The 1173-nt window shown below is 34.2% G+C and carries 1 protein-coding gene; it reads left to right on the plus strand.

Annotation, left to right across the window (positions count from 1 at the left end; all coding sequences use genetic code 11):
• On the plus strand, positions 1 to 1047 hold a 1047-nt coding region (locus J1E28_RS07785), incomplete at its 5' end, for a hypothetical protein (RefSeq protein WP_291028482.1).
• Between the last annotated feature and the right edge of the window lie 126 nt (positions 1048 to 1173).

The raw sequence follows: 1173 nt of genomic DNA on the forward strand, positions 1-1173 counted from the left end.
AAAGAAGGGTATCAACGATATGATATGTATATTCCTAAAATCATCACCCCCAAAGAAGAATTCCTTAAACCTCTAGATTCTATGCACTATACTTTTAAAGGCTTGAATGTCAATTTAGCTCATCTCAAGGAGCAGTTAAAAAACTACCAAGATGAAAGTTTTGTTTCTCAAGAGCTGACTATTGGCACAAAATTTGGTGAATACAAAGTGAGCGCTCATATATTTAACGCACAAAACTATAATGAATTTTTGCTTAAAATCGCTCAAGTTGCAAACACGACAAAACACACAAAGGGCGCAAAAAGCTATCCATTAATGCAAGTAGATACAGCAAGCCTTGTGCGCGTGATAGACCGCTTTATACGACAAGATTTATTTCAACAAAGCTTTAATCCGCTAGAAAATGGAAATTGGCGTATTTTGATGTTTCATAGGCTTGGTATCACAGAGCATATTTTAAGGCAAATCAATGAATTTATATGTGAGGCGCAAAACCACACTGATATTACATCTGCAGAAATCAAAAAAGAGTATTTTTCACAAGTTTCTACCCTCAAAATGCGTGAAAAATATGCACTTCATCTCACCAAAAGTATTTATGAAAAAACAGCCTATCCTAGTAATAAAGGAATATTTGAAAAAGATTTTATGCTATTTTGCGATAAAGAAGCAAGTGTGGATAAAATCATCAAAATCGAACCTAACGCCCATCATTTTGCGGGATTGCAATATATACGCACAGATGGCAATATAGCTACTTATTTTGCAGATTTTCTCTGCCAATGCAAAGACAGAATCTATATGATTGAGACAAAAGCGAATAAAGATATAAACAATGACAATGTCAAGCAAAAACGAAAGTGTGCGCTTGACTTTTGTGAGCAAATCAATGAGTTAGATGCCACACAAAGAATGAATGCGATATGGAGTTATCATATCCTAGATGATAAGACTTTTTATATATTGAGCAAAAATAAAGCAAGTCTTGAGGAGATACTGCGAGTATGTGAGCTTAATGCGCATTTTTTGGCAGCAAGACTTTTTTAAAGCCGCTTATTGAAAGCCCACAAATTAAGATACAATACATCAAAAATTTACACTCACTCCAAGATGTAGGCTCATATAGTCCCTACTTGATAAAGTTTTCATATCTTTATAACTTGCCTTAAGATA

The sequence above is a fragment of the Helicobacter sp. genome, from assembly GCF_022511165.1.
In the GTDB taxonomy this organism is placed as follows: domain Bacteria; phylum Campylobacterota; class Campylobacteria; order Campylobacterales; family Helicobacteraceae; genus Helicobacter_C.